Genomic DNA, 22,062 nt, shown 5'->3' on the forward strand with positions numbered 1-22,062 from the left:
GTCAGAATCCGAGCGCCTGCGCGCGCCGTTTCACCTCTGTGGCGCGACCGGTACCGAGCGCCTCGGCCGGTACGCCCGGAAGCGTGTCATCGGCTTCATACAGCCACCGCAGCGCCTCTTCGTCGTTGTACCCAGCGTCGCGCAGCAACGTGAGGACGCCGGGGAGGTGCTTGAGCACGGTGTGGTTGGCCACCAGCTCAGCGGGCACTCGCAGCACGCCGTCGCGACGTATCGCGAGCATCGCGTGATCCCGGACCATCTGGTTGACCTTGCTGATCGTCAGGTCGAGGCGCTCGGCGACCTCGGGCAGGGTCAGCCAGTCCGATGGCGGCAAGGGTTCGCTCACCCGCTCACCCTGCCACGCCGGGTGAGGCCGGCACCAGCACCCCTCACCGGGTGCGCCGTTACGACAGGAGAGACCGTGAGGAGAGTTGGCCGCGAGGTGGCGGGCGCGTGGCGTTCGCTGCAGTACGACATGGCGCGGCGGCCGGAGCCGACGCCCGAGGACGTGACGACCGACGTGCTCTATCCCGAGTACGAGGCGAGCGAGCGCCCACGGCGCAAGCTGCTTGCCGCGACGACGTTCGGGGTGCTGTCACTGGCCGGCGCCGCGGGCACCTACTTCGCGGTCGTGACCGGGCTCGGGGCGCTGCCCGCCGAGGAGCCGGCCGGCCAGCCGAACGCTCTTCCGGCAGTCGCGCCGTCGATACCCGGGGCCACGCCGCAGCAGCCGGCGGCGGGCAACACGCCGTCGCCGACCGCACCGACCGCGCAGGGCGGCACGACGACCAGCCCGCGCAAGCCGAGCCCTCGGCCGGTGAGGCCCGGACCGGGCGGTGTGGCACCGCCGGCACCCAGCCCAACGTGCGCCTGTGTGACCCCGCCGGTCCCACGGCCGACGTCGCCGCCGCCGGTCGTGAACACACCGGAACCGGCTCCCACGACGGCGGCCCCGGAGTCGCCGGCACCTAGCCCCGACCCCACGACGGCACCAGCCGACCCACCCCCGGCTGGTTGACACAACCTGCCACTGGACGCAGCCGGCTGACACAAACGGCCGGCGGACACATAGACTGCCTGCCGATGGAGATACAGGTCGCCGACACCCTCTTGGGCACACTAGTCGACGGGCGCTACCGCATCCGCGGTCGCGTGGCCCGGGGCGGCATGGCGACCGTGTACATGGGTGTCGACGAGCGCCTGGAGCGCACCGTCGCCCTCAAGATCATAAACCCGGCCCAGGTGCGTGAGGCCCGGTTCGTCGAGCGCTTCACCGACGAGGCCAAGACCATCGCCCGCCTCACTCACCCGAACGTGGTGGCGGTCTACGACCAGGGCACCCACGGCGGCCTGCCTTATCTGGTGATGGAGTACGTGCGCGGCCGCACGCTGCGCGACGTGCTCGCCGAGCGCGGCCGGCTCAACCCGGGCGAGGCGCTCGCGATCATGGAGCAGATGCTCTCGGCGATCGCGGCGGCCCACCGGGCGGGCCTGGTGCACCGCGACGTCAAGCCGGAAAACGTGCTGGTCGCCGAGGCGCCGAGCGGCGGCGCCAGCAACCTGATCGACAGCGTGGTCAAGGTCGCCGACTTCGGCCTGGCCAGGGCGGTCGAGGCGAGCGCCGACGACGAAACCGGCCACCTGATGGCCACCGTGGCGTACGTGGCACCGGAGCTGGTCACCAACGGTCACGCCGACGCGCGCACCGACGTGTACTCGGCCGGGATCGTGCTCTTCGAGATGCTGACCGGGCGCGTGCCGTACGACGGCGACCAGCCGGTGCAGGTGGCCTGGCAGCATGTCGACCGCGACGTGCCACCGCCGTCCGCGCTGGTCCCCGGCCTGCCGGTCGTGCTCGACGACCTGGTGGCCCGGGCCACCCGCCGCGATCCGGGCGCCCGCCCGACCGACGCCGGTGCCCTGCTCGCCGAGGTGCAGCAGGTGCGCGACGACCTCGGCACCTCGTCGAACGCAAGCACCGCGATCCTGCGCCAGGTGTCCGCACCCACCCAGGTGATCTCGTCGGTGGTCGCGGAGCGCCCGCCGTGGACGCGCCTTCCGGAGCAGAAGCCCGGACGGCGCCGCGCGGAGACGCCGCAGGGCTTCGGCGCGAAGGCGCGGGCGCTTCGCGACCAGCTCATGGCGCAGCGCCGCGGCCGCACGGCGGTCACGGCCGCCATCGTCGTGCTCGGCCTGCTGGCCGTGCTGGGCGGCTGGTGGTTCGGCATGGGCCGATACACGGTGGCGCCGCAGCTCACCGGCATGGCGAAGGCCGAGGCGGACGCTCAGGCGGTCAAGGGTGGCTTCACGATCAAATACGCCGACGGCCGGTACGACGAGCAGGTCGCCAAGGACATGGTGATCTCGCAGGACCCGCCGGCCGCCGCCCGGATCGTCAAGGGCGGCACGATCACGTTGGTGCTCTCGCTCGGCCCGGAGCGCTACAAGGTGCCCGACGTGGTGGGCACCGACATCAACCAGGCGAAGGTCGACCTGGAGCAGGCGAAGCTGGTCGTCAAAGAGGGCCCGAAGAAGTTCAACGACACGCTGCCCGAGGGCATCGTGATCGCGGTCGACCCGAAACCTGGCACCGATGTCAAGCCGGGCGCCACGGTCACGGTGACGGTGAGCAAGGGCAAGGCGCCGATCACCGTGCCGAACGTGATCGGTAAGAACATCAACGAGGCCCGCACCATGCTCCAGCAGCTCGGCCTCACGGTGGTCGAGCAGTACAAGGACTCGGAGCGCGCCAAAGACGAGGTGATCGGGCAGAGCCCGAGCGACGGTGCGGGCGTCGAGCGCAACGCCGAGATCAAGCTCGAGGTCAGCAAGGGCCCGCCCGCGATCATCGTGCCGCGCGTGGTCGACCTGCCGTGCGCGCAGGCCCAGCAGGTGCTCCAGCAGCAGCAGCTCGCGTCGCGGGTGGAAGGCAACCCGAACGGCATCGTCCGGTTCCAGAACCCGGGTGAAAACAACCAGGTCGCGCCCGGCACCGAAGTCGTACTGGGATGTTTCTGAGACGCGTCGGCTCGCACACTCCAACGGCTGGCGGTCTGGCAAGGGCGGCACTGCCGTACGTCGACGGCGCCGGCTCGGAGGTCGCGCAGATCTACGTGTCGAACCCGCGCGGCTGGGCGCTGTCTCCCGGCGACCCGGCGCAGGACGAGGCGTTCATCGCCGGCTGCGCCGAGCGTGACGTGCCCGTCTACATCCACGCGTCGCTGCTGGTCAACCTCGGCTCGCCGACCCCGGCGACGGTCGAGAGGTCGGCGGCGACGCTGGCGCACGCCCTGGACCGGGGCGCGGTGCTGGGCGCGGCGGGAGTCGTGTTCCACGCCGGCAGCGCGGTGAACGAGGGGCACGCGGCGGCCGCGCTGCGCCAGGTGCGCGAGGCGCTGCTGCCGCTGCTGGACAAGGCGGCCGCCAGCAGCGGCCCGAAGCTGCTCGTGGAACCCAGCGCGGGCGGCGGCCGCTCGCTCGCCGCACGGGTCGAGCACCTGACGCCGTACCTGGAAGCGGTCGACTGGCACCCGTGGATCGGCGTGTGCCTGGACACCTGCCACGCCTGGGCCGCCGGCCACGACCTCGCCACACCGGGCGGGATGTCGGCGACGCTGGAGGCGCTGGTGACCGCCGTCGGCCCGGACCGGCTCGGGCTCGTACACGCCAACGACTCCCGTGACGCCTGCGGCTCGACCCGCGACCGGCACGAGACGATCGGCAAGGGCATGATCGGCGAGGCCGCGTTTGCCGAGCTCATGACGCATCCGGCCACTGATGGCGTGCCGGTCGTGGTGGAAACGCCCACCGAGGGTTTTGTCGGGCACGATGCCGACATCACACTCCTGAAGCGCTTGCGCTGACCCGACTCTTTAGGGCACCCTTACTCAGGCCAGGCTAACCACAGTAAGGGTTTCCTCATGTACGTCTGCATCTGCGCCCGGGTTCGCGAGGGCGAAGTTCGCGCCGCGATCCGCTGCGGCGCGCGTAACGAGGAGTCCGTCGGAGACGCGTGCGGCGCCGGCACCGGCTGTGGCACCTGCCTGGACCGCATCTGTGACCTGATCGACGAGGAGAGCACCGCCGACACGCTGCTGCCAATGGCTGCCTGACTAGCTCAGGGCGTAGGCTCACCCCCACACGAACTCATGTGGGGGTCTTCGGCATGCAAGGCGACGCTCGCGTCATCGAATTTCTGAACGAGCAGCTCACGGCTGAGCTGACCGCGATCAACCAGTACTTCCTGCACGCCAAGATGCAGGAAAACTGGGGCTACACCAAGCTCGCGAAGCACACCAAGCACGAGTCGATCGACGAGATGCGCCACGCCGAGGTCCTGACCGACCGAATCCTCTTCCTCGAAGGCCTGCCGAATTACCAGAAGCTGTTCGCTCTGCGCATCGGCGAGACCGTCAAAGAGCAGTTCGAGTGCGACATGAAGATCGAAGTGGAGGCGGTCGACCGCCTCCGCCGCGGCATCGAGTACATGCGCTCGATCGGCGACGTGACGTCGGCCCGGATCTTCGAAGACATCCTCGCCGACGAGGAGCACCACGTCGACTACCTGGAGACCCAGCTCGGCCTGATCGAAAAGCTCGGCGAGGCCCTGTACCTCCAGAACGTCACGGAGCACCCCGAGGCGGGGTAGCCGCTGTAGATTCGCGGCATGGGTGGCGTCGAGGTGCACCCGGTCGACGCCGGCCGGTGGGCTGACCTGGTCGAACTCTTCGGTCCATCCGGCGCGTACTCCGCCGCCGTGGCGCCGCGGACGGCGTACCCGAGAATCCTGCGCTCCCCCGCGCTGAAGCCGGACGATCCGGCCGACCACGCGGTCTGGTCCGTGCCGTGCTTCTTCATCCGCCGCGACCGGCGCCGCGCCGGCGTCGCCGGCGCGCTGCTCGCGGCGGCCGTCGCGCACGCCCGCGCCCAGGGCGCCACCGCTCTGGAGGGCTACCCCGTCGACACGGCCTCGAAGATGCCGCCGCCGGCGGACCTCTATACCGGCACGATCCCGCTCTTCACCCGGGCGGGCTTCAAGCAGCACCGCCGCCCGAAAACCGGGCGGCGCGTCGTCATGCGCCGCGCGCTACCCGCGTAAGGACCTCGATCGCGCGGTCGACAGCGGAGTCGTCGAGGTCCAGGTGCGTGACCAGGCGTGCGGTCCGAGGACCCAGCACGGATACGAGTACGCCGTCCTTCCGGGCCGCGGCCGCGATGGTGGGCGCGTCGTAAGGCGCCTTCGTGAGGTCGAGCGGCACGATGTTGGTGCGCACCGCCCCGGCGACCACCCCGAACGGTGCCAGCTCCTCGGCCAGCCGCGCTGCCCGAGCGTGGTCGTCGGCGAGCCGCCCCAGGTGATGCTTCAGCGCGTACCGGCCGGCCGCCGCCAGCACCCCGGCCTGCCGCATCCCGCCGCCGAGCCGCTTGCGGATCACGCGCCCGGCGGCGATCCGCTCCGCCGAGCCGATCACCAGCGACCCCACCGGCGCGCCCAGCCCCTTGGACAGGCACACCGACAGCGTGTCGAAGAGCGCGCCGTACTCCTTGAGCGGCACCCCGTCTGCCGCGTGCGCGTGCCAGATCCGGGCACCGTCGCAGTGCAGCCGCAGGCCGGCACCGTCGGCGATCCGGCGCAGCTCGCGCAGCGTGGCCAGCGGGATCACCCCGCCGCCGCCCCGGTTGTGTGTCTGCTCGACCGCGATCGCCGTGGTGGGCACCGCGTGGTATCCGTCGGGTCGCACCATCGCGGCCACCTGGTCGGCGTCGATCGCGGCGCCGACCGCCGGCCAGGTGCGCGTCGAGATCCCGCCCAGCGCCGCGGCGGCTCCGGTCTCGTAGGTCACCACGTGCGCGTCGGCGTCGCACAGCAGCTCGGTGCCGCGCGGGGCGACCAGCTGGAGGGCGATCTGGTTGGCCATCGAGCCCGTGGGCGTGAACAGCGCCGCCTCGTGGCCGAAGAGCTCCGCCACCTCGGCTTCGAGCGCGTTGACGGTCGGGTCCTCGCCGTACACGTCGTCGCCGACCTCGGCCTCGGCGATGGCCTGCCGCATGCCAGCCGTCGGCCTGGTGACCGTGTCGGACCGGAGATCGATCATCCCCGGAGCATCTCCGCGACCAGGAACGCCAGCTCCAGTGACTGCTGGGTGTTGAGCCGCGGGTCGCACGCCGTCTCGTACCGGTCGGGCAGGTGCACGTCTTCGATCGCCTGCGCACCGCCCAGGCACTCGGTGACGTCTTCACCGGTCAGCTCGATGTGCATGCCACCGGGGTGCGTGCCCAGGTTGCGATGCACTTCGAAGTACCCGAGCACCTCGTCGACGATCCGGTCGAAGTGCCGCGTCTTGTACCCGTTCGACGACTCGATCGTGTTGCCGTGCATGGGGTCGCACTGCCAGACCACCTTGGCGCCGCTGGCGTGCACCTTCTCCACGATCGGCGGCAGCGAGTCGCGCACCTTGTGGTTGCCCATCCGCGCCACCAGCGTGAGCCGGCCCGGCACGTTGTCCGGGTTGAGCTTCTCGCACAGCTCGATGGCCTGCTCCGGCGTGGTGGTCGGGCCGAGCTTGACGCCGATCGGGTTGGCGATCCGCGACACGAAGTCGATGTGCGCCCCGTCGATCTGCCGGGTGCGTTCGCCCACCCACAGGAAGTGGCCCGACAGCCCGTACGCCTTGCCGCTCGCCACCCGGGTCAGCGCCCGGTCGTACTCCAGCGCCAGCGCCTCGTGTGAGCAGTACAGCGTGACCGTGCGCAGGGCCTCTTCGTCCTGCATGCCGCAGGCCTGGATGAACGCGAGGGCCCGGTCGATCTCGCGGGCGATCGCCTCGTACCGCTCGCCGGCCGCCGACCGCCGGACGAAGTCCTTGTTCCAGTCGTGGACGGCGTGCAGGTCGGCGAGGCCTCCGCCGAGGTACGCCCGGAGCATGTTCATCGCGGCCGCCGAGTTCGCGTACGCCCGGATCATGCGCTGCGGGTCGGCCACCCGCGCCTCGGGCGTCGCGTCGAGCGAGTTGATCATGTCGCCGCGGTAGGCCGGCAGCCCCAGCGCGTCAGTCGGCGCCGAGCGCGGCTTCGTGTACTGCCCGGCTACCCGGGCGACCTTGACCACCGGCAGCGACGCGCCGTAGGTAAGCACGACCGCCATTTGCAGGAGGGTGCGCGCGTTCGCGGAGAGGTGGCTGTCGGTGTTGTCGGCGAACGTCTCGGCGCAGTCGCCGCCCTGTAGTAGGAAAGCCTCGCCCGCGCACACGAGCGCCAGCCGCTCCCGCAGCCGTTCGACCTCGTAGGGCGCTACGACGGGAGGCACGCTGTCGAGGACGGCGCACACCTCACCGACGACCGACGGGTCCGGCCACGGCGGCGTCTGGGCGCGCGGCAGGTCACGCCAATGGTCCAGCCCAAGGGCCCTGACCTCGGCGGAGTCGTCGGTGGGCCGTCCGATCTCAAGCCCCGGGTTACGTACCTGATGCCACTCCTGGCGCATGCCCAAAGCTTAGGTCCCCCGCGCCCCCGGTTACGACGGCGGGTGCCAGGCGGGGTCGCGGCCGAAAGCGGCCACCAAACGCTCAAGTTCCCCGGCGCCGCTCCCCAGGTCGACGCGTGGGGCGATCATGCCGGATTCGCGGTACGCCTCCTCCTGGCTCGCGAACCACTGCGCGCACGCCCGCACCACGTCGGCGTCCGTGCGGGTGTCGGCGCCGATCGCGGTCGCCAGGTCCCAGCCGTGCACGATGTGCTCGGCGACGAGCTGGTTGACGTACTCCGAGATCGGCGCGTCGCCGAACGACAGGTGCACGGTCCGGTCCAGCGCGCCGGGTGTGGCCAGCTCGCGTACCGCCTCGTCCGCCGCCTCGCGCGCGTTGCCGGCGGGGTCGGCGCCGAGCACGTCGCCCTCGAAGCGGTCGCCGACCTCGGCGATGGTCGCGCCCTGGAAGAGCGGCAGCGCCCACCGGTCCTCGTACACGACGTGGTTGACGAGCGTGCGCACGTCCCAATCCTCACACGGGGTCGGCGCCTTCCACTGGTCGTCGCGGACCTGCGACACCCGGCCCGTGAACTCCGCGAGGCTGCGCCGGTAGATCGCCAGCAGCTCCATAAGCGGATTGTTCACCCACGACGGGTCATTGAATGGTTTCAGGCTCCAAAGTGCCGTCGGCGACCAGCACCCGGTAGCGGCGCCGCAGGGCCGTTCCTGCCGGGACGGCCAGCGGCTGCTCCCACGCGAGCGCCGCGCAGACGCCCGGGTAGCCGCCTACCCGGACGAACCAGTGGTCGTCGTCCGCGATTCCAGAAAAGACCAGCGTGTACTCGGAACCGCGCACCGCCACCCATGGCTCGACGCTGCCGTGCGCCTTCTCCTCACCGTCCACTGTGGCTGTGAAGACCTCAGGTGTACCCGACGGAAGCCGCCAGAAGAAACCGCCATAGCCCGCGTTTCCGGGGCGACCGTTGGTGGCTGGGCTGCCGAGCTCGATGTCGCGCCCTTCCGGGGCGGTGAGCGTGAACCCAAAATCCAGCGTCCAGCCCTGCGGGTCCGGAAGCGCCTCGATGACGCGTTCCTCGGTCAGCAGCGTCTCCCCGGCCGGGTCGACCCACCGCAGCCGGTGTGCCAGCTTCGAGTCGGTGCGCTCGATCCACGCGTCGTGCGTGATGCGCCCGTGGTCCTCGAGCCACGTGTATCCGGCGTCCCGCACATAGGTGCGGCCGCCCCAGATGTTGGTGCCCGACACGTCCTGCACGGCGAGGCTGACGCCGAGATGCCAGCGGTGGTCTTCGGGAAACACGTCGGTGACGGTCACGCCGCCGAGCGTCCGGACGGGGTGCAGGTACGGCCGGGGCGACAGCGTGGGGTCGATGTCGGGCTCCAACACGTACTTGGCCACCGTCTGTCCGGCCACCACCAGCTCAGTCATCCGGACAGCGTACTTCGGCTCAGGTACGCTGCTGCTTTCGGAAGGTGGTGGCAGTGCCGGGACCAGCGGTGAGCATCCGCGACGTGGCGCATCACGCGGGCGTGTCCGTGGGCACGGTGTCCAATGTGCTCAACCGGCCCGACATCGTCGCGCCCACCACCCGATCCCGCGTGCTCGCGGCGATCAGCGAGCTGGGTTTCGTGCCCAACGACGCCGCCCGGCAGCTGCGCCGCGGCCGGGGCCGCACGCTCGGTCTGGTCGTGCTCGATGTCGCCAACCCGTTCTTCACCGACGTGGCCAAGGGTGTCGAAGACACCACCGGCGCGGCCGGCATGGCCGTCATCTTCTGCAACAGCGACGGCGACCCCAACAAGGAAAGCGCCTATCTCGACCTGCTGGAGGAGCAGCGGGTCCAGGGAGTGCTCATCACGCCGATCGACGACGCCAACACCCGGCTGGTCCGGCTGCGCGACCGGGGCGTGCTGGTGGTGCTTCTCGACCGCCGCTCGCCGCGCCCTGACCTGTGCTCGGTGTCGGTCGACGACCGGCTGGGCGGCGAGCTGGCGATGCGCCACCTGATCGAAAACGGGCACCGGCGCGTCGCGTTCGTCGGCGGCCCGCACCGGCTGGAGCAGGTGCGCGACCGGTACGAGGGCGCGATGCAGGCGCTCGCCGCGGCCGACCTCGACGCGGAAGTCCTGCGCCGGTTCGACACCCCGGGCACCACGGTCGCCGCCGGCCGCGACGCCGCCGCCCGCATTCTCGGCATGCCGCGCTCGGCGCGCGCCACGGCGGTGTTCTGCGCCAACGACCTGCTGGCGCTCGGCGTGCTCCAGGGCCTGACCCGACAGAAGGTGCGGGTGCCGGACGACATCGCGCTAGTCGGATACGACGACATCGACTTCGCGGCCGCCGCGGCGGTGCCGCTGTCGTCGGTACGCCAGCCGCGGCAGCGCCTCGGGCAGACCGCCGCGACCCTGCTACTCGAAGAGGCCAACAGCCCTGAAACCCACCGGCACCAGCAGGTGATCTTCGAGCCGGAGCTGGTCGTGCGCGAATCCAGCCAGTTCGTCCGTAGCGCCGGCTGACTCTTTCTTGACACGCTCCGAGTAACGCTCGTATGTTGTAATCGTTGAAACGGTTCATTACTGATCAGGGTTCGTTACTGATAGCGGCACGTTTCGGAGGCGGCATGCGGCGCGTCTGCTTCATATTGCGGGTCAAGCCGGACCGGCTGGCGGAGTACCGGGAGCGGCACGCTGCCGTCTGGCCCGAGATGCTGGCCGCCCTGCGCGACACCGGGTGGCACGACTACTCCCTCTTCCTGCACGACGACGGCCTCCTCGTGGGGTACTTCCTGACCGAGGACCTGGCCGCCTCGCTCGCCGGGATGGAGCGCACCGACGTCAACGCGCGCTGGCAGGCGGAGATGGCGCCCTTCTTCGAAAACCTTGACGGACGGCGGCCCGACGAGGGCTTCGTCGTCCTGGAAGAGATCTTCAACCTTGACGACCAGCTTGCCTCATCACTCTCCGCCCCCCAACCCCCTCACACGGAGGCCCTCAATGACTGACCACGTACGGGCGGCGCTGCGGGCCCAGCAGATCGAGGTGCCCTCGTGGGCGTACGGGAACTCGGGCACCCGGTTCAAGGTGTTCGCCCAGAAGGGCGTCCCGCGCAACCCGCAGGAGAAGATCGCGGACGCCGCGCAGGTGCACAAGTACACCGGCGTCTCCCCCATCGTGTCGCTGCACATCCCCTGGGACAAGGTCGACGACTACGAAGCGCTGGCCAAGTACGCGGGCGATCTCGGGGTGCGGATCGGCGGCATCAACGCCAACGTCTTCCAGGACGACGACTACATGCTCGGCAGCGTGACGAACCCGGACCCGCGGGTGCGGCGCAAGGCGCTCGACCACCTGCTGGAGTGCGTCGACATCATGGACGCCACCGGGTCGCGCGATGTGAAGCTGTGGTTCTCCGACGGCACCAACTATCCCGGGCAAGACTCGATCCGGGCCCGCCAGGACCGCCTCGCCGAGGCGCTGAGCGCGGTGTACGAGCGGCTGGGCGACCACCAGCGCATGCTGCTGGAGTACAAGCTGTTCGAGCCGGCCTTCTACACCATGGACGTGCCCGACTGGGGCACCGCTTACGCGCACTGCATCCGGCTGGGCCCGAAGGCGCAGGTGGTCATCGACACCGGTCACCACGCGCCGGGCACGAACATCGAGTTCATCGTCGCGTTCCTGCTCCGCGAGGGAAAGCTGGGCGCCTTCGACTTCAACTCCCGCTTCTACGCCGACGACGACCTGATGGTGGGCGCGGCGGACCCGTTCCAGCTGTTCCGGATCATGCACGAGATCGTCCAGGCGGACGCGTTGCGCGCTGACTCGGGGATCAACTTCATGCTCGACCAGTGCCACAACATCGAGCCGAAGATCCCCGGCCAGATCCGCTCGGTGATGAACGTGCAGGAGGCCACCGCCAAGGCGTTGATCGTCGACGCGGCGGCACTCGGCGCCGCGCAGCAGGCCGGCGACGTGCTGGGCGCGAACGCGGTGCTGATGGACGCGTACAACACGGACGTCCGGCCGCTGCTCGCCGAGGTGCGCGCGGAGATGGGCCTTTCCCCGGACCCGATGGCGGCGTACGCCCGGTCCGGGTACGCGGAGAAGATCGTGGCCGAGCGGGTCGGCGGCCAGCAAGCCGGGTGGGGTGCCTGATGTCCACGGTCGAAGAGCTGATCGCCCGCTCCAACCGGCTGGGCGCCGATCCCCGCAACACCAACTACGCCGGTGGCAACACCTCCGCCAAGGGGTCCGATGTGGACCCGGTGACCGGCCAGCCGGTCGATCTGGTGTGGGTCAAGGGTTCCGGCGGCGACCTCGGCACGCTCACTGCCGCCGGGCTGGCCGTGCTGCGCCTCGACCGGCTCCGCGCGCTGACCGAGGTGTACCCCGGTATCGTCGGCTCTGCCGACAGGGCGGATCCGGCGCGCGAAGACCTCATGGTTCCTCTTTTCGACTACTGCCTGCACGGGCGGGGCGGGGCAGCGCCGTCGATCGACACCGCCATGCACGGCCTGGTCGACGCCCCGCACGTCGACCACCTGCACCCCGACGCGGGCATCGCGTTCGCGACCGCCGCCGACGGCGAGGCGCTGACGAAGGAGTGCTTCGGCGACCGGGTCGTATGGGTGCCGTGGCGCCGCCCCGGCTTTCAGCTCGGGCTCGACATCGCCGCCGTCAAGGCCGCCAACCCGCGCGCGATCGGCGTGATCCTCGGCGGGCACGGCATCACAGCGTGGGGTGCCACGAGCGAGGAGTGCGAGGCCAACTCGCTGGAGATCATCCGCACCGCGCAGGCGTTCATCGACGAGCGCGGCCGCTCCGAGCCGTTCGGGCGGGTCGTCGACGGGTACGCCCCGCTGCCGGCCGACGAGCGGCGAGCGCGCGCGGCGGCGCTGGCACCGGTGATCCGCGGCCTGGCCTCCACCGACCGGCCGCAGGTCGGCCACTTCACCGACAGCGACCCGGTGCTCGACTTCGTGTCCCGTGCGGAGCACACCCGGCTGGCCGCGCTCGGCACCTCGTGCCCCGACCACTTCCTGCGCACCAAGGTCCGCCCGCTGGTGCTCGACCTGCCACCCACCGCGCCTCTCGACGAGGCGGTGGCCCGGCTGAAGGACCTGCACGCCGCCTACCGCGACGACTACCGCGCCTACTACGAGCGGTTCGCCAGCCCCGATTCGCCGCCCATGCGCGGCGCCGACCCGGCGATCGTGCTCGTGCCGGGCGTCGGCATGTTCTCGTTCGGCGCCAACAAGCAGACCGCCCGGGTGGCTGGCGAGTTCTACGTCAACGCCATCAACGTGATGCGCGGCGCAGAGGCCATCTCCAGCTACGCGCCGATCGACGAGTCGGAGAAGTTCCGCATCGAGTACTGGGAGCTCGAAGAGGCCAAGCTGCGCCGCATGCCCAAGCCGAAGCCGCTCGCCACCCGGGTCGCGCTGGTCACCGGGGCGGGCTCGGGCATCGGGCGGGCCATCGCGCTCCGGCTGGCCGCCGAGGGCGCCTGCGTCGTGGTCGCCGACCGCGACGCCTCGTCGGCGGCGACCGTGGCGACCGAGATCGGCGGCACCGACGTGGCCGTGCCGTGCACTGTGGACGTGACTGACGAGGCGGCCGTCCAAGCGGCGGTCGACGCGACCGCGCTCGCCTTCGGCGGCGTCGACCTGGTCGTCAACAACGCCGGCCTGTCCATCTCCAAGCCGCTGCTGGAGACCACCGAGGCCGACTGGGACCTGCAGCACGACGTGATGGCGAAGGGTTCGTTCCTGGTGGCCAAGGCGGCCGCGCGGGCGATGGTGGCGCAGGGCATGGGCGGCGACATCGTCTACATCTCCAGCAAGAACTCGGTTTTCGCCGGCCCCAACAACGTCGCCTACGGCGCCGCCAAAGCGGATCAGGCCCATCAGGTACGCCTGCTCGCCGCCGAGCTCGGCGAGCATGGCATCCGGGTCAACGGCGTCAACCCCGACGGCGTGGTGCGGGGCTCGGGCATCTTCGCCGGCGGCTGGGGCGCGAAGCGGGCGGCGGTCTACGGCGTACCGGAGGAGGAGCTCGGCGCCTACTACGCCAAGCGCACGCTGCTGAAGCGGGAGGTCCTGCCCGAGCACGTGGCGAACGCGGTGTTCGCGCTGACGGCAGGCGAGCTGTCACACACGACCGGGCTGCACGTGCCGGTCGACGCCGGCGTGGCGGCGGCCTTCCTGCGATGAAAGCCTCCCACAGCACACCGGTCGCGGCGGTCGACCTCGGTGCGTCGAGCGGGCGGGTGATGCTCGCCAGTGTCTCGCCCGACGCGGTGACCCTCGACGAGGTGCACCGGTTCGACAACGGCCCCGTCAGCCTGCTCGGCACGCTGCACTGGGACGCGCTGCGACTGTACGGCGAGATCGTGGCCGGGCTGCGCGCCGCCGCCGCCCGGCGGCCCGACCTGGCCAGCGTCGGCATCGACTCGTGGGCGGTGGACTACGGCCTGCTCGACCGCGACGGCGCGCTGCTCGGCAACCCGGTGCACTACCGCGACTCCCGCACCGACGGCGTGATGTCCACAGTGGTCGGCAAGCTCGGCGCCGAGTCGCTGTACGACACGACCGGACTGCAGCTGCTGCCGTTCAACACGCTCTTCCAGCTCGTCGCGGCTGCCGACACAGCCGCACTGGCGGCAGCCGAACGCATGCTGCTGATTCCCGATCTGATGTCGTACTGGCTGACCGGCGTCGCGGGTACCGAGGTCACCAACGCCTCCACGACCCAGCTGCTCGACGTGCGTACCCGGGAATGGTCTCTTGATCTGATCGCCCGCGCGGGCCTGCCCGCGCGGGTCTTCGGCGACCTTCGGCGGCCCGGCGACCCTGCTGGCACAGTGGTCCCCGAGGTGCTCGACCGCCCGGTGCCGGTGACCGTGGTCGGCTCCCACGACACCGCGTCGGCCGTCGTGGCGGTGCCGGCCGACGGCGACCGGTTCGCGTACATCTCCTGCGGCACGTGGTCGCTCGTCGGCGTGGAGCTGCCCGAGCCCGTGCTCACCCCGGCCAGCCGCGAGGCCAACTTCACCAACGAGGCCGGCGTCGACGGCACCGTGCGGTACCTGCGGAACGTGATGGGGTTGTGGCCGCTGGCGGAGTGCCTGCGCGCCTGGCCGGGTGCCGACCTGCCCACCCTCCTCGGGGAGGCGGCCGAGTTGCCGCCGCTCCGCGTGATCGTCGACGTCGACGACCCGGCCTTCCTCCCGCCCGGCGACATGCCCGCCCGGATCGCCGCCGCTTGCGCCGCCACCGGCCAGCCGGTCCCCGAGTCGCCCGCCGCGTTCACCCGCTGCATCCTGGACAGCCTGGCGCTCGCCCACCGCCGCGCCGTGCGCCAGGCCCAGGAGCTGAGTGGTCACTCAGTCGACGCGGTGCACATCGTCGGCGGAGGCGCCCAAAACACGCTGCTGTGCCAGCTCACCGCCGATGCCTGCGGCCTCCCCGTGGTCGCGGGCCCCGTCGAGGCAACCGCCCTCGGCAACGCACTTGTGCAGGCCAGAGCCCTCGGCGTGGTCAGCGGAGGGCTCGGCGAGATGCGCGCGCTGCTGCGCCGCACCCAGAAAATCGATGTCTTCCAGGCAACGCCGGGGGCGGAGGCGGCGTGGCGCGCGGCCGAACGCCGGTTACGCTGACGGGGTCTTCGCGGCTCGGGGTGCTCGCGGAGACCCGGGGCGCTGCGCCTTCGTGCGGTAGGCGCAGCGCCCCACCTCACGTCTTGATCTCGATGCGGGCTTGGAAGGAGCGGCCATCGAGCAGGTGGCCGGTCAGGGTCAGCTCGACCCGGCCTCGGTAGCCGTCCAGCGCCGCCTCCACCGCGTCGCGGTCGAAGACCAGCCACAGGCGGTCGCCGACCGCCGCCGACAGGCCGGGCCGGGCCGCGATCAGCTCCCCGTCCGCGAAGAGGCGCACGGTCTCCACCGCCACCGCCACCTGCGCCGCGCCGACCGGCAGCTCGACCACCGCGAGCGACTCACCCAGCAGCGTCGCCGAGGCCGCCTGCGCCGGCCCGGTCCGGGCATCGGGCGCGGGCGGCGCGGCCATGCCGCCACCGAGGTGGTACGAGGTGTGCGGCGGCTGGTTGTACCCGGAGTTCTGCCACGCCACGCCCAGCCGGTCACCCCACGACGAGGCGTCGCCCCGCTGCGGCACCTTGCGAAGGGTGTCAAGAGCGCGCCGCGACAGCACGCTCCTGTGCCATGGCGAGGGCGGCGGCGCGCGGAGCACCGGCCGCTGGCGCCGCACGCTCCAGCATCTCCACGACCAGGCCGCGCAGCGTCGTGGAGATCTTTCGGAACGCCGCGTCCGCCGTCGGCGGGATGTCGCCGAACAGCGTCCACCACCACCAGGCGTTCGTGGCCACGTTGGCCACGAAGTCCGGGATCACGGGTACGCCCCGGGCGGTGAGCGCCGCCTCGGCGGCGGCCGTCGTCGGGGCGTTCGCCGCCTCCACGACGAGGCTCGCGCGCACCTGATCCACATTGGACTCGTTGAGGACGTAGGACAGTGCGGCCGGCACCAGGATCTCGGCGTCGACGGAAAGCCACTCGTGGCGCGGCAGTTGCCGGTCACCGGGGCGCAGCGCCGACCGGTCCACCCGCCCGTACTCGTCACGCGCGCGCAGCAGCGCCTCCACGTCGAGCCCGTCCGGATGCCACACCACGCCGTCGGCGTCGGCGATCCCGACCACCGTCACGCCCGCCCGCGCCAGGAACCGTGCCGTGGCACCGCCCATCGACCCGAAGCCCTGCACCATCGCCCGTACACCGTGAAGCGACAACCCGACGTGCTGCGCGGCGGCGAGCGCGGTCTCCGCCACCCCGTACCCGCCCACCAGATCGGCCAGGCTGATCCCGTCGACCTGTACGGCGAAGCCCGCGCGCACCCTGCCCAGCGCGGCACGCGGCTCGGGTACCAGGCGCAGGGCCGCCTCGATCGTCGAGCTGAGCCCCGCCTCGGCAGCCACCTCCTCCAGCACGCTCTGCCGCACGCCGAGGTCCTCCCCCGCCGACCAGTACTCCTTGAGCAGCGGCTTCATCGCGGCCACGTACCGGGCGAGAACGCCCCGCGCGTCCGGGTCGTTGGGCGGGCAGTCGATGCCGCCCTTGCCGCCCCCGAACGGCACGTACGCGTCGTGCGGCGAGTAGACCACCGCCTCTTTCAGCGTCATCCCGCGCGCCAGATCGCGTACCTCGTCGAGCGTGCAGCCGTCACGCATCCGCACACCGCCGCTCGCCGCTCCGCGTACCAGCCGGTCGATCACCAGGTAGCCGCGGCGGCCGCTGACGTCGTCGGTCCAGATGACTTCCAGAAAAGACATGTCGCCTCTTTACTGACTGATGACTCAGTCAAGCAGAGCGTTCCCCAGGATGGTTCGATCGTGCCGGTAGCGGCTGGCCGATTGAGTCGGACAGTGGTCAGCAAAACGGTCAATAATAAGATTCCACGCGTGACCGACCCGGAATCGTTCATCCGGAAACACACCCGGCTCGCACCGGCGCCCTTCGTCCCCGAAATCCACCTCTACCAGGCCGAGGAACCCATCGCCCTGTGGGAGGAGACCGAGGGCGAGGCGGCAGGCACGCAGCCGCCGCCGTTCTGGGCGTTCGCCTGGGCCGGCGGGCAGGCTGTCGCCCGGTACGTGCTGGACAACCCGGACCTCGTGGCGGGCCGGCGCGTACTCGACCTGGCCGCCGGATCCGGGCTGGTCGCGATAGCGGCCGCCCGGGCCGGTGCCGCGCGCGTCACCGCCGTGGAGATCGACCCGCTCGCGATCGCCGCCATCGCCGTCAACGCCGCGGCCAACGGCGTCATCATCACCGCGTCCCTCGCCGATGTGCTCGACACCGCCCCCACCGACGACGTCATCCTCGCGGGCGACGTCTTCTACAGCCGCGAGATGGCTGGCCGCATGCTCGCGTATCTGCGCCGGGCCGCCGAGGGCGGCGCCCGCACGCTGGCCGGTGACCCCGGTCGCGCCTACCTGCCCAAGGCCGACCTGCGAGAGGTCGCCGTCTACGAGGTACCGGTCGTCGCGACGCTGGAGGACGCCGCTGTGAAACGCACGACGGTGTGGGAGGTCAGGTTAGGGCCGGTGGCGGAGGCGGCACCGGTAGCCTGACCAGCGTGCTCTTCCGGACCTGGCTGGACACCGGCGACCGACCCGACGTCCTCACCGTCGCCGACCACACCGGCGCCGAGCACCTCGTCGTGACCCGGCACGCGCTGGTCCGCGAGGTGCTCGCCGACCCGCACACCTACCCGCCCGACAACGCGCTCGACGCCGTCACGCCCATCCCGGTCGCGGCGCTGCGCGTGCTCACCCGGTACGGCTTCCGGCTGCCGCCCACCCTCGCCAACAACGGCGGCCCCAGCCACCCCGCCATCCGCGCGATCGTCGCGGACGCGCTGCACCCGCACCGCGTCGAAGCGCAGCGCCCATGGCTGACCGCCGTCGTGCGCGAGCGGGTCGGCTGGCTCGCCGCCGCGCTCCACAGGGGCGAGACCATCGACGTGTACGCCGACCTGGCGGCCGACCTACCGCTGCTCGTCCTGGCCCGGCTCGTCGAGCTGCCCGACGCTAAGGTCGACGTGGTGAAGGAGTTCGCGCGGGCGGCACTGGAACTCTTCTGGGCACCCGTCGACCTCGACCGCCAACTCGCGCTCGCCGAGACGGTCGGCCGCTTCCACGGTGTACTGCGCGAGTTCGCTTCCGGCGCCCCGGGACTGCCGGCGCGGCTGCGCGAGCACTCCGGCGACCTGGACGTGACCGTCGGCGCGCTGTTCTTCCTCCTGGTGGCCGGTCAGGAGACCACGTCGCAGTTCCTGACCCTGCTCCTGCACCGCCTGGCCAGCGAGCCGGAAGTGCTGGACGGCCTGACCGCCGGCACCATCGCCCCCGCCGACGTCGTCGAAGAGGGCCTGCGCCTGGAACCCCCGATCGTGACCTGGCGCCGGGTGGCCGCCCGCGACACTGTGCTGGGCGGCACGCCGGTGATGCGCGGCCAGAGCATCGTCCTTTGGCTCGCGAGAGCCGGCCGCGACCCGTCGATCGTGCCCGACCCCGACGCTTTCCGCCCCGGCCAGCGCGGCTCCCGCCGCCAGCTGGCGTTCGGTGCCGGCGCCCACCGCTGCGTCGGCGCCCACCTGGCCCGCATGGAGTCCGAGGTGGTCGTAACCGAAACGGCCCTTCTTCTGCGATCGGCAGAGGTAGTCCGCGCCCCTTGGACCCCCGACAACCTCTCCTTCCGCATGCCCGACACCCTGACACTTCGCCACCACACCTCCGCGCCGCCCGCACAGAGCGCCCGGCCGCACAGGGGCGGCCGAGGGGCGAGGGCAGCAGGTTAGGAGACCTCTTCGGCCCAGGTGCGCCAGTCGTCCAGGACGCCGTACAGGGGTGGGGTCAGCCAGCCGGGGGCGGAGCGCTGAAAGACGCCCGGATCCATCGAGCCGGCCCCGTCGGGCAGGGCGCCGACCATCGTGGGGAGCAGTTCGCTCAGGTTTTCCCAGTGGACCAGCTCTGGCTCCGGTGGCCACGCGCCCAGTACCACGCCCGCCGACACGCTGCGCCGGTCGAGCGCCTCCAGCGTCAGCGCGGTGTGGTTGAGCGTGCCCAGGCCTGCGCGCGCCACCACCACGGCCTGGGCGTCGAGCGACACGGCCAGGTCGGCCACTGTCCACGGTGAGCCGGAGGGCCGCAACCCCATGGGCACGAGCAGGCCACCGGCGCCCTCGACCAGCACCAGGTCGTGCTTTTCGACCTCGGCGCGCACCTCGTCGACCACCGCGTACAGCTCCAACGGCGGCAGCTCGGCCACCCGGGCGGCGGCGAGCGGTGCCAGCGGGTCGGGGTACGCGGCCAGGGTGCGCGCGGTCGCCGGGGCGGCCAGCCGGTTGACGACGTCGATGTCGGAGAGCCCGCCCGGACCGGCACCCGCTTGTCCTGGTTTGATGACGGCGACCCGCAGCCCGGCGGCCTGTGCCGACGCGGCGATGGCGGCCGTGACGACCGTCTTGCCCACGTCGGTGTCGGTGCCGGTCACCAGCACGGGACCGCGCCATTCCGAACTCATGGTGCGCACTCCACGATCACGTCGAGGGCCCGGTCGAAGTCGACCCGCGGCACGCCAGCGTTGAGGGTGAGGCGCAACCGGGCCCGACTGTCCGGAGTGGATGGCGGACGGAAGCAGCCTACGGCCACGCCGCGTTCCCGGCACGCCGCTGCCCACGCGACGGCCTCCTCGGGGCCGGGGGCGGTCACGGAGATGACGGCGCCATCCGGGGTGGACACCTCGAACCCGGTGGCGCGCAACCGGCGTACCGCATCGTCCGCGCGCTGGCGCAGCTCGGACCGCAGCGGGTCGGCGGCGCGTGCCAGCCGCAGTGCGGACAGCGCGCCGGCGACGACGGCCGGCGGTGGCGCGGTGTCGAAGATGAACGTCCGCCCGGTGTCGACGAGGTGCCGGGCGAGCGCCGCTGGGCCGGCCACCACCCCGCCGGCCGCGCCAAGCGACTTGGACAGGGTGGCCGTGACGACCACGTCGGGCTCGCCCGTGAGGCCGGCGGCCGCGACCCCGCCCGCGCCGTCGGGACCGAGCACGCCGAGCGCGTGCGCGTCGTCGACCAGCAGCAGCGCACCGTACTGGCGGGCGACCGCGTGCAGGGCGGGGAGCGGCGCCAGGTCACCATCTACCGAGAAGATCGACTCGGTGACGACGACCGCTTGGCGTCCGCCGGCCGCGGCCAGTGCGTCAGCCACCGCGGAGACGTCGCCGTGCGGCGTCACCACCGTCTCGGCGCCGGATATGCGACAGCCGTCGATGAGCGAGGCGTGGTTGTGCGCATCGGAGATCAACACCGTGCGCGGCTGGACCAGCGCCCGCACCGCGCCGAGGTTGGCGAGGTACCCGGACGAGTACACCAGCGCGGCCTCGGCACCCATCCAGGCGGCGAGCTCCTTCTCCAGCTCGTGGTGCGCGTCGGTCGAACCGCGCACCAGCCGCGATCCGGTCGCACCCAACCCGTACTCGGTCAGTGCCCTTTGCGCCGCCGCGATCACTTCCGGGTGAACGGACAGGCCCAGGTAGTCGTTGCCCGCGAGGTCGACCACGCCGCCCGCCGGGCCGCGCGGGCGCAGCTCGCGCGCCAGGCCGGCCTTCGCGCGCAGCTCGGCGCGGCGCTTCAACGCCGCCAGCCAGCCATCCATCTCACACTCTGCTTTCTGGGCGCGGCTCCGCGCTCGTTCCGCTCCTCGGGCCGTGGCCGGCCCTGCGATGCTCACTCGCTGTCGCCGCGCGTGCTATAGGTTTTGCGCCTTGTAGGGTACGACCATGCCAGAGATCCTCGACCTCGCCCGGAACCAGGTACTGGAGCGGGGCGTCGGCCTCGACGAAGCCGGCGTGCTCGCCGTGCTACGGCTGCCTGACGAGCACATCTCCGACGCGCTCCAGCTCGCCCACGAGGTCCGGATGCGCTGGTGCGGGCCGGAGGTCGAGGTCGAGGGCATCGTGTCGCTCAAGACCGGCGGCTGCCCGGAAGACTGCCACTTCTGCTCCCAGTCCGGCCTGTTCACCTCGCCGGTGCGTTCGGTGTGGCTCGACATCCCCTCGCTCGTCGAGGCGGCGAAGCAGACGGCTGCCACCGGGGCCACCGAGTTCTGCATCGTGGCCGCCGTGCGGGGCCCTGACGACCGCCTCATGAAGCAGATGCGGGAGGGCGTCGCCGCAATCAAGGCCGCGGTCGACATCCAGGTCGCCGCGTCGCTTGGCATGCTGAGCCAGGCGCAGGTCGACGAGCTGGTCGAGATGGGCGTGCACCGGTACAACCACAATCTGGAGACCTGCCGCTCCTACTTCCCGAACGTGGTCACCACCCACACGTGGGAGGAGCGCTGGGACACCCTGCGCATGGTGCGCGACTCCGGCATGGAGGTGTGCTGCGGCGGCATCCTGGGGCTCGGCGAGACGGTCGAGCAGCGCGCGGAGTTCGCCGCGCAGCTCGCCGCGCTCGACCCGCACGAGGTGCCGCTCAACTTCCTCAACCCCCGGCCAGGCACGCCGCTCGGCGACCGTCCGGTCGTGGATGGCCGCGACGCGCTGCGGGCCATCGCCGCGTTCAGGCTCGCCATGCCGCGCACGATTCTCCGGTACGCGGGCGGGCGCGAGATCACCCTTGGTGACCTGGGTACCCGGGACGGGCTGCTCGGCGGCATCAACGCCGTGATCGTCGGCAACTACCTGACGACGTTGGGACGGCCGGCCGAGGAGGATCTGGCACTGCTCGACGACCTGAAGATGCCGGTCAAGGCGCTGTCTTCGACGCTATGAACACCTGGTGCGACCGCTGCGGCGGCCCGCTGTCCGAGGGTGACCACGCCGCGTGCGAGGCCGCCCGGCGCCTGGAGCCGCCCCGCTTCTGCCCGGTGTGCCGCCGCCGTATGAAGGTCCAGGTGCTGCCCGCGGGCTGGTCCGCCGCCTGTGTGGAGCACGGCACCCTCCGCGGCCAAGCGTGAGGGGTGGCCGCGCGCGGCCGGGGGGTGCCGCGCGCGGCCGAGGG

The 22,062-nt window shown here is 71.6% G+C and carries 23 protein-coding genes and 1 pseudogene; 15 read left to right on the forward strand and 9 right to left on the reverse strand.

Going from position 1 to position 22,062, the window contains the following annotated elements; all coding sequences use genetic code 11:
• Window position 1: 1 nt before the first annotated feature.
• The gene (locus tag V6V89_RS19615) at window positions 2-346 is read right to left on the reverse strand and encodes an Rv2175c family DNA-binding protein (protein WP_334620616.1); all 345 of its coding nucleotides are present in this window, start codon (window positions 344-346) and stop codon (window positions 2-4) included.
• 75 nt (window positions 347-421) lie between these two features.
• On the opposite strand from V6V89_RS19615, the gene V6V89_RS19620 reads away from it, so the two are divergent.
• The 6 genes from V6V89_RS19620 (at window position 422) to V6V89_RS19645 (ending at window position 5,098) form a co-directional block, all read left to right on the forward strand.
• Window positions 422-1,018 carry a hypothetical protein gene (locus V6V89_RS19620; protein ID WP_334620617.1) on the forward strand — a complete coding sequence of 199 codons (597 nt, stop codon included), beginning with the start codon at window positions 422-424 and terminating at the stop codon, window positions 1,016-1,018.
• A 65-nt stretch (window positions 1,019-1,083) separates the two neighbouring features.
• Complete coding sequence (gene pknB, locus V6V89_RS19625; protein WP_334620618.1) at window positions 1,084-3,018, forward strand: Stk1 family PASTA domain-containing Ser/Thr kinase; 1,935 nt, start codon at window positions 1,084-1,086, stop codon at window positions 3,016-3,018.
• Window positions 3,009-3,863, forward strand: coding sequence for a deoxyribonuclease IV (locus V6V89_RS19630; protein ID WP_334620619.1), 855 nt, complete (start codon window positions 3,009-3,011; stop codon window positions 3,861-3,863). The genes pknB and V6V89_RS19630 overlap by 10 nt, the downstream gene beginning before the upstream one ends.
• A 57-nt stretch (window positions 3,864-3,920) precedes the next feature.
• Window positions 3,921-4,112, forward strand: coding sequence for a (2Fe-2S)-binding protein (locus V6V89_RS19635; protein ID WP_334620620.1), 192 nt, complete (start codon window positions 3,921-3,923; stop codon window positions 4,110-4,112).
• Between the two features lie 53 nt (window positions 4,113-4,165).
• Window positions 4,166-4,648, forward strand: a complete 483-nt coding sequence (gene bfr, locus V6V89_RS19640; protein ID WP_334620621.1) for a bacterioferritin — start codon at window positions 4,166-4,168, stop codon at window positions 4,646-4,648.
• Window positions 4,649-4,666: 18 nt separating this feature from the next.
• Window positions 4,667-5,098, forward strand: coding sequence for a hypothetical protein (locus V6V89_RS19645; RefSeq protein ID WP_334620622.1), 432 nt, complete (start codon window positions 4,667-4,669; stop codon window positions 5,096-5,098).
• On the opposite strand, the gene V6V89_RS19650 is transcribed toward V6V89_RS19645, so the two are convergent.
• Genes V6V89_RS19650 through V6V89_RS19665 form a run of 4 tightly spaced genes read right to left on the reverse strand, consistent with a single transcriptional unit; the run spans window position 5,073 to window position 8,912 of the window.
• The gene (locus V6V89_RS19650) at window positions 5,073-6,095 is read right to left on the reverse strand and encodes a threonine aldolase family protein (RefSeq protein WP_334620623.1); all 1,023 of its coding nucleotides are present in this window, start codon (window positions 6,093-6,095) and stop codon (window positions 5,073-5,075) included. The genes V6V89_RS19645 and V6V89_RS19650 overlap by 26 nt on opposite strands.
• Window positions 6,092-7,483 (reverse strand): class II 3-deoxy-7-phosphoheptulonate synthase, encoded by a 1,392-nt coding sequence (locus tag V6V89_RS19655; protein WP_334620624.1) that lies wholly within the window; start codon window positions 7,481-7,483, stop codon window positions 6,092-6,094. Before V6V89_RS19655 ends, V6V89_RS19650 begins: the two co-directional genes overlap by 4 nt.
• A gap of 30 nt (window positions 7,484-7,513) precedes the next feature.
• Window positions 7,514-8,110 (reverse strand): TIGR03086 family metal-binding protein, encoded by a 597-nt coding sequence (locus V6V89_RS19660; protein ID WP_334620625.1) that lies wholly within the window; start codon window positions 8,108-8,110, stop codon window positions 7,514-7,516.
• A 10-nt stretch (window positions 8,111-8,120) separates the two neighbouring features.
• Window positions 8,121-8,912, reverse strand: coding sequence for a PmoA family protein (locus tag V6V89_RS19665; protein ID WP_334620626.1), 792 nt, complete (start codon window positions 8,910-8,912; stop codon window positions 8,121-8,123).
• A gap of 53 nt (window positions 8,913-8,965) precedes the next feature.
• Here V6V89_RS19665 and V6V89_RS19670 point away from each other — a divergent pair, with 53 nt between their 5' ends.
• From V6V89_RS19670 to V6V89_RS19690, 5 genes are all read left to right on the forward strand, one after another.
• A complete protein-coding gene (locus V6V89_RS19670) occupies window positions 8,966-10,000 on the forward strand; it encodes a LacI family DNA-binding transcriptional regulator (RefSeq protein WP_334620627.1) in 1,035 nt (344 codons plus the stop codon).
• A 104-nt stretch (window positions 10,001-10,104) separates the two neighbouring features.
• Window positions 10,105-10,485 carry an L-rhamnose mutarotase gene (locus V6V89_RS19675; RefSeq protein WP_334620628.1) on the forward strand — a complete coding sequence of 127 codons (381 nt, stop codon included), beginning with the start codon at window positions 10,105-10,107 and terminating at the stop codon, window positions 10,483-10,485.
• Window positions 10,478-11,638 (forward strand): L-rhamnose isomerase, encoded by a 1,161-nt coding sequence (rhaI, locus tag V6V89_RS19680; protein ID WP_334620629.1) that lies wholly within the window; start codon window positions 10,478-10,480, stop codon window positions 11,636-11,638. Before V6V89_RS19675 ends, rhaI begins: the two co-directional genes overlap by 8 nt.
• A complete protein-coding gene (locus V6V89_RS19685) occupies window positions 11,638-13,695 on the forward strand; it encodes a bifunctional aldolase/short-chain dehydrogenase (protein ID WP_334620630.1) in 2,058 nt (685 codons plus the stop codon). Before rhaI ends, V6V89_RS19685 begins: the two co-directional genes overlap by 1 nt.
• Window positions 13,692-15,140: a rhamnulokinase gene (locus V6V89_RS19690; RefSeq protein WP_334620631.1), complete on the forward strand. Its 1,449-nt coding sequence runs from the start codon at window positions 13,692-13,694 to the stop codon at window positions 15,138-15,140. Before V6V89_RS19685 ends, V6V89_RS19690 begins: the two co-directional genes overlap by 4 nt.
• A gap of 76 nt (window positions 15,141-15,216) precedes the next feature.
• Here the strand turns inward: V6V89_RS19690 and V6V89_RS19695 are convergent, their stop codons facing one another.
• Window positions 15,217-15,657 carry a rhamnogalacturonan lyase family protein gene (locus V6V89_RS19695; RefSeq protein ID WP_334620632.1) on the reverse strand — a complete coding sequence of 147 codons (441 nt, stop codon included), beginning with the start codon at window positions 15,655-15,657 and terminating at the stop codon, window positions 15,217-15,219.
• Between the two features lie 13 nt (window positions 15,658-15,670).
• On the reverse strand, window positions 15,671-16,825 hold the full coding sequence (locus tag V6V89_RS19700) for a Glu/Leu/Phe/Val dehydrogenase dimerization domain-containing protein (RefSeq protein WP_334620633.1): 1,155 nt from the start codon (window positions 16,823-16,825) through the stop codon (window positions 15,671-15,673).
• Between the two features lie 129 nt (window positions 16,826-16,954).
• Between V6V89_RS19700 and V6V89_RS19705 the strand changes: the two genes are divergently transcribed.
• Window positions 16,955-17,626 carry a class I SAM-dependent methyltransferase gene (locus tag V6V89_RS19705; RefSeq protein ID WP_334620634.1) on the forward strand — a complete coding sequence of 224 codons (672 nt, stop codon included), beginning with the start codon at window positions 16,955-16,957 and terminating at the stop codon, window positions 17,624-17,626.
• Window positions 17,623-18,855, forward strand: coding sequence for a cytochrome P450 (locus V6V89_RS19710; protein ID WP_334620659.1), 1,233 nt, complete (start codon window positions 17,623-17,625; stop codon window positions 18,853-18,855). Before V6V89_RS19705 ends, V6V89_RS19710 begins: the two co-directional genes overlap by 4 nt.
• Here V6V89_RS19710 and bioD read toward each other — a convergent pair.
• Together bioD and V6V89_RS19720 are read right to left on the reverse strand one after the other, a co-directional pair.
• A complete protein-coding gene (gene bioD / locus V6V89_RS19715; RefSeq protein WP_442935179.1) occupies window positions 18,852-19,580 on the reverse strand; it encodes a dethiobiotin synthase in 729 nt (242 codons plus the stop codon). The genes V6V89_RS19710 and bioD overlap by 4 nt on opposite strands.
• Window positions 19,577-20,713: an 8-amino-7-oxononanoate synthase gene (locus V6V89_RS19720; protein WP_334620636.1), complete on the reverse strand. Its 1,137-nt coding sequence runs from the start codon at window positions 20,711-20,713 to the stop codon at window positions 19,577-19,579. Before V6V89_RS19720 ends, bioD begins: the two co-directional genes overlap by 4 nt.
• A 124-nt stretch (window positions 20,714-20,837) precedes the next feature.
• Between V6V89_RS19720 and bioB the strand changes: the two genes are divergently transcribed.
• Both bioB and bsaP read left to right on the forward strand, forming a co-directional pair.
• Complete coding sequence (bioB, locus tag V6V89_RS19725) at window positions 20,838-21,833, forward strand: biotin synthase BioB (RefSeq protein WP_334620637.1); 996 nt, start codon at window positions 20,838-20,840, stop codon at window positions 21,831-21,833.
• Window positions 21,761-22,018 (forward strand): annotated as a pseudogene (gene bsaP / locus V6V89_RS19730) (biotin synthase auxiliary protein BsaP); the annotation flags it as partial. The gene bioB and the pseudogene bsaP, both read left to right, overlap by 73 nt.
• Window positions 22,019-22,062 lie beyond the last annotated feature (44 nt).

This window comes from Micromonospora sp. CPCC 206061, assembly GCF_036906915.1.
Classification (GTDB): domain Bacteria; phylum Actinomycetota; class Actinomycetes; order Mycobacteriales; family Micromonosporaceae; genus Phytohabitans.

What these genes read in the sequence shown, in the direction of transcription:
- rhaI (WP_334620629.1), top strand. Translation starts at nt 10,478, where the DNA reads ATGACTGACCACGTACGGGCGGCGCTGCGGGCCCAGCAGATCGAGGTG.
- V6V89_RS19685 (WP_334620630.1), top strand. Translation starts at nt 11,638, where the DNA reads ATGTCCACGGTCGAAGAGCTGATCGCCCGCTCCAACCGGCTGGGCGCC.
- V6V89_RS19650 (WP_334620623.1), bottom strand. Translation starts at nt 6,095, where the DNA reads ATGATCGATCTCCGGTCCGACACGGTCACCAGGCCGACGGCTGGCATG.
- V6V89_RS19700 (WP_334620633.1), bottom strand. Translation starts at nt 16,825, where the DNA reads ATGTCTTTTCTGGAAGTCATCTGGACCGACGACGTCAGCGGCCGCCGC.
- V6V89_RS19665 (WP_334620626.1), bottom strand. Translation starts at nt 8,912, where the DNA reads ATGACTGAGCTGGTGGTGGCCGGACAGACGGTGGCCAAGTACGTGTTG.
- V6V89_RS19690 (WP_334620631.1), top strand. Translation starts at nt 13,692, where the DNA reads ATGAAAGCCTCCCACAGCACACCGGTCGCGGCGGTCGACCTCGGTGCG.
- bioD (WP_442935179.1), bottom strand. Translation starts at nt 19,580, where the DNA reads ATGAGTTCGGAATGGCGCGGTCCCGTGCTGGTGACCGGCACCGACACC.
- bfr (WP_334620621.1), top strand. Translation starts at nt 4,166, where the DNA reads ATGCAAGGCGACGCTCGCGTCATCGAATTTCTGAACGAGCAGCTCACG.
- V6V89_RS19655 (WP_334620624.1), bottom strand. Translation starts at nt 7,483, where the DNA reads ATGCGCCAGGAGTGGCATCAGGTACGTAACCCGGGGCTTGAGATCGGA.
- V6V89_RS19645 (WP_334620622.1), top strand. Translation starts at nt 4,667, where the DNA reads ATGGGTGGCGTCGAGGTGCACCCGGTCGACGCCGGCCGGTGGGCTGAC.
- pknB (WP_334620618.1), top strand. Translation starts at nt 1,084, where the DNA reads ATGGAGATACAGGTCGCCGACACCCTCTTGGGCACACTAGTCGACGGG.
- V6V89_RS19630 (WP_334620619.1), top strand. Translation starts at nt 3,009, where the DNA reads ATGTTTCTGAGACGCGTCGGCTCGCACACTCCAACGGCTGGCGGTCTG.
- V6V89_RS19675 (WP_334620628.1), top strand. Translation starts at nt 10,105, where the DNA reads ATGCGGCGCGTCTGCTTCATATTGCGGGTCAAGCCGGACCGGCTGGCG.
- bioB (WP_334620637.1), top strand. Translation starts at nt 20,838, where the DNA reads ATGCCAGAGATCCTCGACCTCGCCCGGAACCAGGTACTGGAGCGGGGC.
- V6V89_RS19720 (WP_334620636.1), bottom strand. Translation starts at nt 20,713, where the DNA reads ATGGATGGCTGGCTGGCGGCGTTGAAGCGCCGCGCCGAGCTGCGCGCG.
- V6V89_RS19635 (WP_334620620.1), top strand. Translation starts at nt 3,921, where the DNA reads ATGTACGTCTGCATCTGCGCCCGGGTTCGCGAGGGCGAAGTTCGCGCC.